The sequence below is a fragment of the Modestobacter sp. SSW1-42 genome (assembly GCF_046635825.1).
In the GTDB taxonomy this organism is placed as follows: domain Bacteria; phylum Actinomycetota; class Actinomycetes; order Mycobacteriales; family Geodermatophilaceae; genus Modestobacter.
The window spans coordinates 267,122-280,312 of record NZ_JBISCA010000006.1 but is presented as its reverse complement, the minus strand read 5'-3'; the positions used below and the strand labels follow the sequence as shown (position 1 = coordinate 280,312).

13 protein-coding genes are annotated in these 13,191 nt (G+C 73.7%); 11 read left to right on the top strand and 2 right to left on the bottom strand.

Going from position 1 to position 13,191, the window contains the following annotated elements:
• Positions 1-9 precede the first annotated feature (9 nt).
• From uraD to ACGBYP_RS20595, 5 genes are all read left to right on the top strand, one after another.
• Positions 10-525 carry a 2-oxo-4-hydroxy-4-carboxy-5-ureidoimidazoline decarboxylase gene (gene uraD, locus ACGBYP_RS20615; protein ID WP_411587189.1) on the top strand — a complete coding sequence of 172 codons (516 nt, stop codon included), beginning with the start codon at positions 10-12 and terminating at the stop codon, positions 523-525.
• Entirely contained in the window at positions 522-839 is a 318-nt protein-coding gene (uraH, locus tag ACGBYP_RS20610) for a hydroxyisourate hydrolase (protein ID WP_411587187.1), read from the top strand. Before uraD ends, uraH begins: the two co-directional genes overlap by 4 nt.
• An 84-nt stretch (positions 840-923) precedes the next feature.
• A complete protein-coding gene (pucL, locus tag ACGBYP_RS20605) occupies positions 924-1,829 on the top strand; it encodes a factor-independent urate hydroxylase (RefSeq protein WP_411587185.1) in 906 nt (301 codons plus the stop codon).
• 112 nt (positions 1,830-1,941) lie between these two features.
• Positions 1,942-2,676: a GAF and ANTAR domain-containing protein gene (locus ACGBYP_RS20600; protein WP_411587184.1), complete on the top strand. Its 735-nt coding sequence runs from the start codon at positions 1,942-1,944 to the stop codon at positions 2,674-2,676.
• A 46-nt stretch (positions 2,677-2,722) separates the two neighbouring features.
• Positions 2,723-3,223 carry a phosphoribosyltransferase gene (locus ACGBYP_RS20595; RefSeq protein ID WP_411587183.1) on the top strand — a complete coding sequence of 167 codons (501 nt, stop codon included), beginning with the start codon at positions 2,723-2,725 and terminating at the stop codon, positions 3,221-3,223.
• 53 nt (positions 3,224-3,276) lie between these two features.
• Here ACGBYP_RS20595 and ACGBYP_RS20590 read toward each other — a convergent pair whose 3' ends face one another.
• Together ACGBYP_RS20590 and yicI are read right to left on the bottom strand one after the other, a co-directional pair.
• Positions 3,277-4,413, bottom strand: a complete 1,137-nt coding sequence (locus ACGBYP_RS20590; protein ID WP_411587182.1) for a class I SAM-dependent methyltransferase — start codon at positions 4,411-4,413, stop codon at positions 3,277-3,279.
• A 94-nt stretch (positions 4,414-4,507) separates the two neighbouring features.
• Complete coding sequence (yicI, locus tag ACGBYP_RS20585; protein WP_411587179.1) at positions 4,508-6,784, bottom strand: alpha-xylosidase; 2,277 nt, start codon at positions 6,782-6,784, stop codon at positions 4,508-4,510.
• A 225-nt stretch (positions 6,785-7,009) separates the two neighbouring features.
• Between yicI and ACGBYP_RS20580 the strand changes: the two genes are divergently transcribed.
• The 6 genes from ACGBYP_RS20580 to ACGBYP_RS20555 all read left to right on the top strand — a co-directional run bounded on the left by ACGBYP_RS20580 (position 7,010) and on the right by ACGBYP_RS20555 (position 13,167).
• A complete protein-coding gene (locus ACGBYP_RS20580; RefSeq protein WP_411587178.1) occupies positions 7,010-8,032 on the top strand; it encodes a LacI family DNA-binding transcriptional regulator in 1,023 nt (340 codons plus the stop codon).
• 158 nt (positions 8,033-8,190) lie between these two features.
• On the top strand, positions 8,191-9,435 hold the full coding sequence (locus ACGBYP_RS20575) for an extracellular solute-binding protein (RefSeq protein ID WP_411587176.1): 1,245 nt from the start codon (positions 8,191-8,193) through the stop codon (positions 9,433-9,435).
• Positions 9,428-10,405 (top strand): carbohydrate ABC transporter permease, encoded by a 978-nt coding sequence (locus ACGBYP_RS20570; RefSeq protein WP_411587174.1) that lies wholly within the window; start codon positions 9,428-9,430, stop codon positions 10,403-10,405. Before ACGBYP_RS20575 ends, ACGBYP_RS20570 begins: the two co-directional genes overlap by 8 nt.
• Positions 10,406-10,412: 7 nt before the next feature.
• Positions 10,413-11,288 (top strand): carbohydrate ABC transporter permease, encoded by an 876-nt coding sequence (locus ACGBYP_RS20565; RefSeq protein ID WP_411587172.1) that lies wholly within the window; start codon positions 10,413-10,415, stop codon positions 11,286-11,288.
• On the top strand, positions 11,285-12,055 hold the full coding sequence (locus ACGBYP_RS20560; protein WP_411587169.1) for a ThuA domain-containing protein: 771 nt from the start codon (positions 11,285-11,287) through the stop codon (positions 12,053-12,055). Before ACGBYP_RS20565 ends, ACGBYP_RS20560 begins: the two co-directional genes overlap by 4 nt.
• Positions 12,052-13,167: a Gfo/Idh/MocA family protein gene (locus ACGBYP_RS20555; protein WP_411587167.1), complete on the top strand. Its 1,116-nt coding sequence runs from the start codon at positions 12,052-12,054 to the stop codon at positions 13,165-13,167. Before ACGBYP_RS20560 ends, ACGBYP_RS20555 begins: the two co-directional genes overlap by 4 nt.
• Positions 13,168-13,191 lie beyond the last annotated feature (24 nt).

The following is a 13,191-nucleotide window of genomic DNA, read 5'->3' as shown; positions in this document are numbered from 1 at the left end:
CTGCCCCACGTGACCCGACCAGGTGGCGACGATGCGCTGGCCCGTTTCAACGACGCACCCCAGGCCGAGGCCGCCGAGCAGGCGTTCGGCTGGCTGGGCGTCCCGGCGTTCGCGATGGTGCTGACCGCCGGCCGGCCCTATCCCTCGGTCGGCGCCCTGGTCAGCCGGGCGGCGGAGCTGGCGCAGGCGCTCTCCTGGCAGCACGTCTCGGCGGCGCTGGACGCGCACCCGCGGATCGGCGACCGGGTCGAGGGCGCGTCGGCCGCGGCGGAGGCCTCGCGGCGGGAGCAGAGCGGCATGGCCGACGCCGACGACGCCGTCCGCACCGCGATCGCCGAGGGCAACCGGGCCTACGAGGAGCGCTTCGGGCACGTCTTCCTGGTCCGGGCGGCCGGGCGCTCGCCGGAGGAGATGCGCCGCGAGCTGGAGCGCCGGCTCGGCAACACCCCGGAGGCCGAGCAGGTCGAGGTGAAGACCCAGCTCGTGGAGATCACCGCGCTGCGGGTGCGCGAGGCCATGCGGTGAGCGTCTCGACGCACGTCCTGGACTCCGTCACCGGCCGGCCCGCGGCCGGGGTCGCGGTGGCGCTGCACGCCGGCGACACCCTGGTGGCCGAGGGGACGACGGACACCGACGGCCGCTGCCGGCTGGTCGAGGGCCCGACGGCCGCGGGCCCGCACCGGCTGGTGTTCGGCACCGGCGCGTGGGCCGCGGCCCGGGGCGAGGAGACCTTCTGGCCGGAGGTCGTGCTGACCTTCGCCGTCCGCGAGCCGGCCGAGCACCACCACGTCCCCCTCCTCCTCTCCCCCTTCGCCTACTCCACCTACCGCGGCAGCTGATGGCGTCCCAGGGCGCGGAGAACGCACCCCTGGGACTCCATGACCGGAAACGCGGCTGCAACGCGGACAGGGCAGGGTGCAGCCATGGCGATCGTGCTCGGACCCAACCAGTACGGGAAGGCGGAGGTCCGCGTCGTCGCGGTCGACCGCTCCACCCCACGGCACTCCCTCGTCGACCTCAACGTGAGCACCGCGCTGCGCGGTGACTTCGCCGCGGCGCACACGGCCGGCGACAACGCGCACGTGCTCACCACCGACGCGCAGAAGAACACCGTCTTCGCCTTCGCCCGCGACGGCATCGGCTCCCCGGAGGAGTTCGGCATCCGGCTGGCCCGCCACTTCACCGGCTCGCAGCCGTTCGTCACCGGCGCCCGGGTGGCGGTCGAGTCCTACGGCTGGGACCGGATCAGCGTCGGCGGGCAGCCGCACGACCACGCCTTCCGCCGCCCCGGTGGCGAGGTGCGCACGGCGGTGGTCACCGTCGACGGCGACGAGGTGCACGTGGTCGCCGGGCTGACCGACCTCGTCGTCCTCAAGAGCACCGGCTCGGAGTTCTGGGGCTTCCCCCGCGACCGCTACACGACCCTGCCGGAGACCACCGACCGGATCCTGGCCACCGCGGTCACCGCGCGCTGGCGGTACACCGGCACCGACGTCGACTGGGACGCCACCCACGACGCCGTCCGGACGACGCTGCTGGAGACCTTCGCCGCGACGCACTCCCTCGCCCTGCAGCAGACGCTGTTCACCATGGGGTCGGCCGTGCTGGAGCAGCACCCGGACGTCGCCGAGGTCCGGTTCTCGATGCCCAACAAGCACCACTTCCTGCAGGACCTCTCGGCGTTCGGCCTGGACAACACCCTCGACGGGCCGGGCGCGGTGGTCTACCACGCCGACGACCGGCCGTACGGGCTGATCGAGGGCACCGTGCTGCGCGACGACGTCCCGGCCGCGCCGGCCGCCTGGCAGGGCACCCCCGGGTTCGTCTGATCCGCAGGTGTCGAAGCGGTCCGGGCGGGGGTAGGGGACTCCAGCGCGGCGCCTCGCTGTGGCGGGGGGTCGAGCAGCGGCCGGTCCTGCCCGGGCGGCCGCTGGAGGAAGCATGGACCTCGCGCAGGAGTTCGCCGCCCAGGTCACCGCCGCTGAGCGGGAGCTGCCCGGCCCCGAGCTGCTCCCCGACCGGCTGGCCCGCGCCTGCGCCGCCGTCCTGCCGGTGGACGGGGTGGGGCTGAGCGCCTACTTCTCCGCCGACCGGCGGCTGCCGCTGGGCGCCAGCGACCCGGTCTCGGCCACCGCCGAGCGGCTGCAGTTCACCGTCGGCGAGGGGCCGTGCCTCAGCGCGCACGCCACCGGTCTGCCGGTGCTGGCCGACGAGGCGGAGCTGCAGGCGCGCTGGCCGGCCTACTACGACGTGCTGGTGGCGCACACCCCCGTCCGGGCGGTCATCTCCCTGCCCCTGCACGGCGGGCTGGAGGACGTCGGGGCGCTGGACCTGTACCTGAACGCGCCCGGCGACATCCGGGGGCTGGGGCTGGCCGACTCGCTGACCGTCACCGCGGCCCTGTCCGACGCGTTCGCCGCCGCGATGGCCGCCGAGCCGCACACCGAGGACGGCCCGGCCTGGCTGGACGCCCCCGGCGCCGGCCGCCGGGCGCAGGTGTGGCAGGCGGTCGGGTTGGTCAACGTGGGCCTGGAGCTGACCGGTCCGGACGCGCTGGCCCTGCTCCGCGCGTACGCCTACGGCCACGACCAGGACGTGGACGACGTCGCCGAGGCGGTGCTGGAGCGCCGGCTGTCCCTCCAGGAGCTGTCGGTGTCGACCGGCAGCTCCGCCTGAGGAGCTCGGTCTGGCCCTGACCGGCGGCGGCTGCGACGATCACCGGGTGAGCGCACCGGAGCCGGCCCGCGAGACCCTGACCTACGAGGACTTCGGCCGGGCCGCGCGTGAGCTCGCCCAGCAGGTCGCCGACGACGGCTTCGAGCCCGACATCATCCTGTCGATCGCCCGCGGCGGGCTGTTCCTGGGCGGGGCGCTGGGCTACGCGCTCGACGTCAAGAACCTGTTCGTGATGAACGTCGAGTTCTACACCGGCGTCGACCAGCGGCTTGACCTCCCGGTCGTGCTCCCGCCGACCCTGGACGTGGTGGACCTGACCGGGTCCACGGTGCTCATCGCCGACGACGTCGCCGACACCGGCAAGACCCTCGAGCTGGTCAAGGACTTCTGCGCCGGACACGTCACCGACGTGCGCACCGCCGTCGTCTACGAGAAGCCCCGGTCGCTGGTGCGCTGCGACTACGCCTGGAAGCGCACCGAGGCGTGGATCGACTTCCCGTGGTCGACCCTGCCCCCCGTCGTCTCCCGCGGCGGCTCCGGCCACTGAAGGGACCCCCTCCCCCCCTCACCCCTCGGGGCGGGGCCCTGCGAGGGGGCCGATCAGCGGCGGGTCGACGCCGTGATGGTGAAGGTCGGGTTGCGGGTCACCTGGCGGGTGGGGCCGACGAGCCGGGTGAGCGCCTGCCGGTGCGGCAGGTGCGAGTTGTAGACGCACCACAGCTCCCCGCCCGGGCGCAGCACCCGCGCCGCACCCTCGAACAGCCGGTGGGCGACCGTCTCGTCGACGGCGACGCCAGAGTGGAACGGCGGGTTGCAGACGACCAGGTCCACGCTGCCGTCGGGGAGGCTGCTGCCGGCGTCGTCCCGGCTGACCGTGACCCGGTCGGCGAGCCCGCTGGCCGCCGCGGTCGCCTGCGCCGACGCCACCGCGGCCGCCGACTGGTCGGTGGCGAGCACCCGCAGGCCCGGCCGGGCGGTGGCCAGCGCGGCGGCGAGGACGCCGGTGCCGCAGCCCAGGTCGAGCGCGGTCGCGGCGTCGGGCACCGCGTCCGCGAGCACGGCCAGCAGCGCCTGGGTGCCCCGGTCGACCTTGGCACCGGCGAACGCGGCGCCGTGCGCGCACACGGTGATCCCCAGGTCGGCGTGCTCGCGGCACACCGGGAAGCTCGACGTGCCGCCGGCCCGCGGCCCGCGGGCGATCAGCACCCGTGACTTCTGCCGGCCCAGCGACGCCCGCACCTCGGTGAAGGACGCGGCCAGGACGTCGTTCATCGCGTGCGTCATGTGCTTGACCCGCCCGCCCACGAACAGCGTCACGTCGGGGTCGGCGTCGGCGGCGACGACCTCGGCGAGCTCGCGCAGCGCGTCCAGGCCCTTGGGCGCCTTGGCCAGCACGGTCCTGGCCCCACGCACCAGCTCCGGGCCCAGCGGGAGCAGCCGGTAGCTGCCGGCGTGCCCGGTGCGCTCGGCGTTGGCGGCCAGCGCCCGCTCGCCCAGCAGCAGATCGGTGGACACCCGCGGCGCCACGGCGCCGTGCAGCACGACCGCGCCCAGGGTCAGCGCGCCGTGCGAGTCGTCGAGGACGACGACCCGGTCCGGGTCCGCGGCGAGCGCGCCCGCGGCCTCGTCCAGCAGCAGCCGGTCGGTGGCGTCGACCGCGACGAGCTCCGGCGCCTCGACGTCCGGCTCGCGGCGCAGCTGGGCGAAGAGGTCGAGGGCGGCGTCGCTGGAGGTCACCCCGCCCACTCTGCCGTGCCCGCCGCCGGCCCGGCCGGGCGGCCGGACCGCCGGCCGGCGCCCGACCCGGGGTGAGCCGGGCGCCGGGGCGCCCTCAGAGGCGCAGCTGCACCGACGCCGCCCCGGTGGCCGGCACCGCCGTCGTCCCGTCGCCGGCGACCTGCACGCTCCAGTCCCCCGGCGCGTGCGCCGCGGTGACGGTGACGACGTCGCCGGTGCGCTCGACCGTGAAGACGGCGTCCGCGCCCCCGCTGCCGTCACCGGGGACGACGACCTGGGAGCGGTGCCCGTCGCGCAGCCGGTACAGGCGCAGGACGACGCCGTCGGCCCAGTCGTAGTCGGGGCGGTCGGTGCGGGCGCCCATCGGCAGCACGGTGTCCGGGCGGACCAGCAGCGGCAGGCTCAGCGCGTCGTGCTGCTCGGTGACCCAGCGCGGGCCGGCGACCACCGCGCCGGACAGCAGCGACGTCCACTCCCCCTCCGGCACGTAGTAGCGCACCTGCCCGTCGGCGGAGAACACCGGCGCGACCAGCAGCGACTCGCCCAGGTGGTACTGCCGGTCGAGGAAGGCCGCGGTCGGGTCGTCGGGGTGCTCCAGCAGCATCGCCCGGGCCATCGGCAGCCCGTCCTCGCTGGCCTGCCGGGCAGTCCCGCCCAGGTAGGGCATGAGCGACATCTTCAGCTCGGTGAACGCGCGCAGGACGTCGACGGCCTCCTCGTCGAACGCCCACGGCACCCGGTAGGAGCTCGACCCGTGCAGCCGGCTGTGCGAGGACAGCAGCCCGAATGCGACCCAGCGCTTGAACACCTCGGGGTCGGGGGTGCCCTCGAAGCCGCCGATGTCGTGGCTCCAGTAGCCGAACCCGGACAGCCCCAGGCTCAGCCCGCCGCGCAGCGTCTCGGCCATCGCCTCGAAGGTGGAGAAGCAGTCGCCGCCCCAGTGCACGGGGAACTGCTGGCCGCCGGCGGTCGCCGAGCGGGCGAACACCACGGCCTCGCCCTCGCCGCGCTCCTCGCGCAGCAGGTCGAAGACGGCGGCGTTGTAGGCCTGGGCGTAGTAGTTGTGCATCCGCTGCGGGTCCGAGCCGTCGTGCCAGACGACGTCGGTGGGGACCCGCTCGCCGAAGTCGGTCTTGAAGGCGTCCACGCCCATGTCCAGCAGGCCGCGCAGCTTGCCCTGGTACCAGGCGACGGCGCCGGGGTTCGTGAAGTCGACCAGCCCCATGCCGGCCTGCCACATGTCCCACTGCCACACGCTGCCGTCGGCCCGCCGCACCAGGAAGCCCTGGGCCGCGGCCTCCGCGAACAGCGGGGACGCCTGCGCGATGTAGGGGTTGATCCACACGCAGATCCGCAGGCCGCGCGCCTTGAGCCGGGCCAGCATCGCCTCGGGCTCGGGGAACACCTCCGGGTCCCACTCGAAGTCGCACCAGCGGAACTCGCGCATCCAGAAGCAGTCGAAGTGGAAGACGCTCAGCGGGATGTCGCGCTCGGCCATCCCCTCGATGAACGAGGTGACCGTGGCCTCGTCGTAGTCGGTGGTGAACGAGGTCGACAGCCACAGGCCGAACGACCAGGCCGGCACCTGCGGCGGCCGTCCGGTGAGCGCGGTGTAGCGCCGCAGCACGTCCTTGGGCGTCGGCCCGTTGACCAGGTAGTACTCCAGCGTCTGCCCCGGCACGCTGAACTGGGTGCGGGAGACCACCTCGGAGGCGACCTCGAACGAGACGTGCTCGGGGTGGGCGACGAAGACGCCGTAGCCGCGGTCGGAGAGGTAGAACGGCACGTTCTTGTAGGCCTGCTCGCTGGAGGTGCCGCCGTCGGCGTTCCAGACGTCGACCACCTGGCCGTTGCGCACGAACGGGGTGAACCGCTCCCCCAGCCCGTACACGTGCTCGTCGACGGCCAGCGCGAGCTGCTCGTGCACGTGGTGCTCGCCGGAGTCGGTGGTGACGATGCCGATGGCCTTGGCGCCGCTGGAGGTCAGCACCCGGCCGTCGGCGACGAACTCGGCCAGCCAGCCCGGCCCGCGCGGCACCCGCACCGACAGACCGCCGGAGGTCAGCACGCCGGCCTCGGCGTCCACCTCGACCTCCACATGGGAGGACGGGTCCTCGGCCACGGCGAACTCCGGACGCCGCGGGACGCCGCCGGCCCAGTGCTCGATCCGCACCCGGATCACGTCGGGCGCCGGCGAGCTGTAGGTGACCGTGACGGCGGGCTGGTTCAGCGTGTTGCCACGCTCGCGGATGACCGCGGTCGGGGCGAGCACGGTCATCGCGGCGTCCGAGGCGGTGATCGCCCGGACGTCGCGGGGGCGGAGCACGGAGTACCCCGCACGGTCCTGCCAGTAGCCGTCGGTGAACTTCATGCGCGCACGCCCGCCTCGTCGTCGAGTGGTGCCGTCGATACGCTTCGACGGCTGCTGCGGAGGCACGCTAGGGCACCGCCCACCACTGCGGCAACCCGTCGTCCGTTGCGTCGCCGCTGGTCCACGAGATGGACTCGCCGGGGACCCTTGCGCCGGCGAGCGTGACGTTGCTAACGTCCGCCCCCAGCAGTCGATCCGTATCGATGACGATCGGAGGTGGTGGTGGTGGCCGCGTTCACCAGCCGGGACGTCGCCCGTCTCGCGGGCGTCTCGCAGAGCACCGTCTCCTACGTCATGAGCGGTCGCCGGCCGATCTCGGACGAGACGCGCAAGCGGGTGCAGGCCGCCATCGAGCAGCTGACCTACCAGCCGAACGCCGGCGCCCGGGCGCTGGCGAGCCAGCGCACCCAGGTGGTCGGCCTCGTCGTCCCGTTCGGCCCGGCCGCGGACACCACGGGGCTGCTGCCCTTCCTCGAGACCATCACCGGCTGCGCCCGCGAGCGGGACCATGACGTGCTGCTGGTCACCGCCGACGAGGGCACCTCGGCGCTGACCCGGCTGGCCGGGCAGTCGCTGTGCGACGCGATCGTGCTGATGGACATCGCGGCCCGCGACAGCCGGCTGCCGGTGGCCGCCGCCAGCCGGGTCCCGGTCATCCTGATCGGCATCCCCGAGGAGACGTGGGGGCTGCCCTGCGTCGACCTGGACTTCCCCGAGGCCGCCCGGCTCGCGGTCGCCGAGATCGCGGCCGCCGGTCACGACCGGCTCGTGGCCCTCGGCTACTCCGCCGGCGAGATCGCCCGGGACGTCAACTACGTCGGACGGTTCGAGCGCGCGGCGGTCGCGGCGGCCGCCGCGGCCGGCATCGAGCACCTGGCGGTGAGCCCGATGGAGCCCTCCCCCGCCGGCGCCCGCGCCGCGGTCGAGCAGGCGCTCGCCCTCGGCGGCCCCCGGCCGGCGCTGCTGGTGCCGTCCTCGTCGTCGGTCCCGTGGGTGCTGCAGGCGCTGACCGAGCGGGGCGTGGTGCCCGGCCGCGACGTCACCGTCGTGGGGCTGTGCACCGACGCGGCGGCCGAGACGACCACGCCCCCGGTCACCAACGTGTCCACCGAGCCGCGCACCGTCTCCGCCCTCGCGATGCAGACGCTGTTCCGCTCGCTGGAGCGCGACCGGCAGGAACCCACCGGCGGGGTCGAGCTTGTGACCCCGCGGCTGACCCGGCGAGGGACGACCCTCCCGCCCCCCTGATCCCCGGCGGCCTCCCCGCCGCCCCGACCGCAGGCTCTCCGGGGCCTGGCACGACCGGCGTCGATACGCATCGACGCCGTTCCGTACGACCTGTGGCGACGCCGTCGCCGCAGCCCGCGTGACCGGCGATGCTGCCGGCACTCCCGGAAGGACCGGCAATGGCTCAACGTGGAGCGAAGAACCGCACCGTCGGCGCGGCGGTACTGGCGCTGACGGCACCCCTGGCACTCGCCGCGTGCGGCGGGAGCGACTCCGACGCCGCCGGCGGCTCGGGCGGCGGCGAGGTCACCAGCCTGACCGTGCAGGACACCTTCGTCACCGACCCCGGCGCGACGTACTACGGCGAGCTGCTGGACGCCTGCGGTCAGGCCAACGGCGTGACCATCGAGCGCAACTCGATCCCCGGCGGCGACATCATCGCCCGGACCCTGCAGCAGGCGTCGTCCCAGACGCTGCCGGACATCCTGAGCATCGACAACCCCGACGTCGGGCAGCTCGCCGCGGCCGGGGCGCTGGCGCCGCTGGGCGAGCTGGGCGTCACCGCCGAGGGCATCAGCCAGGGCGTCGTCGACGCGAACACCTTCGAGGACGAGCTCTACGGCCTGCAGCCCACCACGCAGAGCCTGGCGCTGTTCTACAACGAGGACGTCCTGAACGCGGCCGGCATCCAGCCGCCGAAGACCTGGGACGAGCTGAAGACGGCGGCCGCGGCGCTGACCGAGGGCAACCGCTACGGCATCGCCTTCTCGGCCCCGCCGACCTACGAGGGCACCTGGCAGTTCCTGCCGTTCATGTGGTCCAACGGCGGCGACGAGACCGACATCGCCACCCCGGAGACGGCGCAGGCGCTGCAGCTGTGGGTCGACCTGCTCTCCAGCGGGTCGGCGTCGGAGTCGGTGCTCAACTGGGGCCAGGAGGACGTCAACGACCAGTTCATCGCCGGCAACGCGGCCATGATGATCAACGGCCCGTGGCAGTTCCCGGTGCTCGCCGAGAACCCCGACGTGAAGTACCAGGTCGTCCCGCTGCCCGCGCCCACCGCCGGCGGCACCGTCGTCGCCCCGCTGGGCGGCGCCACCTGGACCGTCCCGGAGACCGGCGACGACGCCCGCAAGGCCAAGGCCGCCGCGGTGATCCAGTGCGTGAACTCCGACGAGAACATGGTCGACAACGCCCTGACCAACAGCTCGGTGCCCACCAAGGCCGAGCTCGGCGAGCAGGTCGTGGCCCAGGACCCGCGCATGCAGGCCTTCGTGGACGTCGTCCCGGACCTGCGCTCGCGGACGGCCAAGCTGCAGGACGAGTGGCCGACGGCCGCCACCGCGATCTACACCGCCGTGCAGACGGCGCTCACCGGCGGCGCCTCGCCGGAGGAGGCGCTGGAGCAGGCTCAGAATGGCTGACACCCAGCAGCGGGCGGGCGGCGCGACCAGCGCCGCCCGCCCGGCGGGGCCGGAGGTCGAGGAGGAGCGTCCGCGCCGGACCTCGACCCGGTCGCGGGAGCGGCTGCTGCAGATCGGGTTCCTCGTCCCGGCCGTCGTCTACATGCTGCTGTTCTTCGGCTACCCCGTGGTGCAGAACGCCCTGATGGGCTTCCAGCGCTACACGACCCGCACCTTCGTCACCGGCGAGGCGCCCTGGGTCGGTCTGGACAACTACCGCGAGGTCATCGGCTCCTCGGTCTTCACCCAGGCCGCGCTGAACACCGTGCTGTTCACCGTCGGCTCGATCGCCGGGCAGTTCGTGCTCGGCCTGGCGATCGCCCTGTTCTTCCGCAAGCGCTTCCCGCTGTCGGGCCTGCTGCGCTCGCTGCTGCTCCTGCCGTGGCTGATCCCGCTCATCGCGGCGAGCGCGGTGTGGCGCTGGATCCTGGACAAGGACACCGGCGTGCTCAACCAGGTGCTCGGCGGCCTGGGCGTCACCGACACCAACCCCGGCTGGCTGACCAGCACCTCGCTGGCGCTGATCACCGTGGTCGCGATCAACATCTGGATCGGGATCCCGTTCAACACCACGATCCTCTACGGCGGCCTGCAGGACATCCCCGAGGAGCTCTACGAGGCCGCCGCCCTCGACGGCGCCACCCGCTGGCGGGCGTTCCGGCACGTCACCTGGCCGCTGCTGCGCCCGGTGGTCACCGTCGTCCTGGTCCTCGGCGTGGTCTACACGCTCAAGGCGCTGGACATCATCCTGGGCCTCACCCAGGGCGGGCCGGCCAACGCGACCCAGACGATCGCCACGCAGTCCTACAACCTGAGCTTCCAGGAGTTCGACTTCGGCCAGGGTGCTGCCGCCGGCAACATCCTCATCGTCGTCTCGCTGGTGTTCGCGGTCCTCTACCTGCGCGCCAACCGCCGCGCCCTGGACGAGTGAGGTCCCCGTGTCGCTGAGCGCCACCCTCCCCCTGCCCGACACCGCGCCGGCGCAGAAGCCGCGTCGGCGGACCACCGGCGCCCGCGGTCCGTGGGGCTACACCGTCGCCGGGATCGCCATCCTCGCGGTGCTGCTCTTCCCGCTCTACTGGATGCTCAACGTCTCGCTGCAGCCGTCGGGCTCGGCGGCGCAGACCTCGTGGTTCCCCTTCTCGTTGAGCTTGGAGGGGTACTCGACCGCGATCGACGACCAGGGCGCCAACCTCGTGACCAGCCTGGTGATCTCGGTGGGCAGCGTCGTGCTCAGCCTGCTGATCGCCGCCCCGGCCGCCTACGCGCTGGCCCAGTTCAAGGTGCGCGGCGCCGGGATCGTGCTGTTCGGGATCCTGATCAGCCAGATGATCCCCGGGATCGTCGTGGCCAACGCCCTGTACAGCGCCTACAACGACCTGGGGCTGCTCAACTCGATCCCCGGGCTGATCCTGGCCAACTCCAGCGCCGGCATCCCGTTCGGCATCCTCATCATGCGGTCGTTCATGGGCAGCATCCCGCCCTCGCTGACCGAGGCGGCCCGGATGGACGGCGCCGGCCCGATCCGCGCCTTCTTCCTGATCATCCTGCCGATCAGCCGCAACGCCCTGATCACCGCCGGCATGTTCACGTTCCTGTTCACCTGGGGCGACTTCCTCTTCGCCCTGACGCTGACCACGAACGCCGACGTCCGGCCGATCACCCTCGGCCTCTACCAGTACATCGGGACCTACGTCAGCGACTGGAGCACCGTCATGGCGACCGCCGTGCTGTCCTCCGTGCCGGCCGTCGTCCTGCTCGTCCTCGCCCAGCGGTACATCGCCGCCGGCGTCACCGGAGGTGCCGTCAAGTGACCGTCCCCGCCCAGCCCCTGCGCGTGACCGTGTGGGGCGAGAACGTGCACGAGCAGCGCGAGCCCGAGGTGGCCGCCCGCTACCCGAGCGGGATGCACGGCGCCATCGCCGAGGGCATCGAGGCCAACCTCGGGGACGGCGTCCGGGTGCGCACCGCGACGCTCGGCGACCCCGAACACGGGCTCACCGAGGAGGTGCTGGCCGACACCGACGTCCTCACCTGGTGGGGCCACGCCGCGCACGCCGACGTCTCCGACGAGGTGGTCGAGCGGGTGCACCGGCACGTGCTGTCGGGGATGGGCCTGGTGGTGCTGCACTCCGGCCACTGGTCGAAGATCTTCACCAAGCTCATGGGGACGACGTGCACGCTGCGCTGGCGCAGCGCGCACGACCGCGAGCTGGTCTGGACGGTCGACCCGACGCACCCCATCGCGCGCGGCATCCCGCACCCGATGGTCATCGACGAGGACGAGATGTACGGGGAGTTCTTCGACATCCCCGCCCCCGACGAGCTGGTGTTCCTGTCGACCTTCTCCGGCGGGGAGGTGTTCCGCTCCGGCTGCACCTTCCGGCGCGGACACGGGAAGATCTTCTACTTCCGCCCCGGCGACCAGGACTACCCCGTCTACCACCACGAGGGCGTGCGCCGGGTCATCTCCAACGCCGTCGAGTGGGCCAGGACCGACCGGCCGGAGCGGGCGTACCCGACCCTGCTGCGGTACGACACCGAGGACTTCTTCACCGGCCACGGGTACGGCGGCGCGTGACCCACCGCCGGGTCGACTGCGGGGAGCACGCGCCGCTGCCGGTGGTCGCCGTGGGCGCCGGGGCGATGGGCCGGGCCTGGCTGCGGACGCTCGAGGCCTCGACCGAGGTGGCACTGGTCGGCATCGTCGACCTGGACACCGACGCCGCCGGCCGGGCCGCCGCCGAGCTGGGCCGGCCCGACCTGCCGATCGGCATCGACGCGGTCGCGCTCGCGGCGCGGACCGGTGCCGCTGCGGTGGTGGACGTGACCGTGCCGGTCGCCCACCACCCGGTCACCACCGCGGCGCTGCTGGCCGGCCTGCCGGTGCTCGGCGAGAAGCCGGCCGCCGACACCCTGGCCCGGGCGCTGTCGCTGGCCGCGGCGGCCGAGGTCAGCGGCGAGCTGTTCATGGTCAGCCAGTCGCGGCGGTGGAACCCACAGGTCGCGGCGCTGCGCGGGCTGGTGCAGGACCTCGGCGCGGTCGGCACGCTGACCACTGAGTTCTTCAAGGCACCGCACTTCGGCGGGTTCCGGGACGCCATGGACCAGCCGCTGCTGGTGGACATGGCCATCCACGCCTTCGACACCGCGCGGTACCTGCTGGGCGCCGAGCCGGTGTCGGCGTCCTGTTCCACGTGGAACCCGCCGTGGAGCTGGTACGCCGGGGACGCCAACGCCACGGCGCTCTTCACCATGGCCGACGGCTCGCGGTACTCCTACACCGGGTCGTGGTGCGCCCCCGGCGCGGAGACGTCGTGGAACGGCGCCTGGCGGGTCAGCGCCGAGCACGGGACGGCGCTGTGGGACGGCGAGACCGAGCCGGTGCTGGACGCCGGCGGGCTGGACGCCACCGACCGCCCGCGCTCGCCGCACAGTGACATCGCCGGCGCGCTCACGGTGTTCTGCGCCGCGCTGCGCACCGGGGAGACGCCGATGGGCGAGGTGCACGAGAACGTGATGAGCCTGGCCATGGTCGAGGCGGCGGTCGAGTCCGCCGCGAGCGGTGCGCCCGTGCTGCTGGACGACGTGCTGGCCCGGGCGCACGCGCAGGCGCTGGCCGAGGAGGTGCACCCCGCCGTCCGCGAGGCGCTGGCCGGCTGGACGTCGGTGCGCGGGGCGCTGGGCGCGTGACGGGCCCGACCGCGCACTGACCCG

Excerpts from the sequence above, each read along its gene's own strand:
- pucL (WP_411587185.1), top strand. The coding sequence starts at position 924 with ATGGCGATCGTGCTCGGACCCAACCAGTACGGGAAGGCGGAGGTCCGC.
- ACGBYP_RS20600 (WP_411587184.1), top strand. The coding sequence starts at position 1,942 with ATGGACCTCGCGCAGGAGTTCGCCGCCCAGGTCACCGCCGCTGAGCGG.
- yicI (WP_411587179.1), bottom strand. The coding sequence starts at position 6,784 with ATGAAGTTCACCGACGGCTACTGGCAGGACCGTGCGGGGTACTCCGTG.
- ACGBYP_RS20575 (WP_411587176.1), top strand. The coding sequence starts at position 8,191 with ATGGCTCAACGTGGAGCGAAGAACCGCACCGTCGGCGCGGCGGTACTG.
- ACGBYP_RS20570 (WP_411587174.1), top strand. The coding sequence starts at position 9,428 with ATGGCTGACACCCAGCAGCGGGCGGGCGGCGCGACCAGCGCCGCCCGC.